Here is a 317-nt window from a genome sequence, read left to right as displayed (position 1 = left end):
GCGAGCGAAGAAACAAACTCTCTGTCATGACTCACAAAGATCAAGGTGCCATCGAAGGCTTTAAGCGCCTCGTTGAGTGACTCGATCGCTTCCATGTCCATGTGGTTCGTTGGCTCATCCATTACTAACACGTTGAGTTCCATCATCATCAACTTACCGAAGATGAGTCGGTTCTTTTCGCCACCAGAACACACCGCAACCTTCTTGTTAATATCGTCTTCGCTAAAGAGCATCCGCCCAAGCATGCCTCGAACGGCAAGGTCATTGTGTTTGGCGGTTTTCCACTGAGACATCCATTCGAAAACGGTGAGTTCCTT

Annotated in this window: 1 protein-coding gene; it reads right to left on the bottom strand. The window is 48.3% G+C overall.

The features are described 5' to 3' along the window. The coding region (locus A3751_RS12830) for an ATP-binding cassette domain-containing protein (protein ID WP_156492430.1) at nt 1-317 on the bottom strand (317 nt) is incomplete at both ends.

The sequence above is a fragment of the Oleiphilus sp. HI0080 genome, from assembly GCF_001635135.1.
Note: the sequence above shows the minus strand (reverse complement) of the source record. Positions and strands in the feature narration are given on the sequence as shown.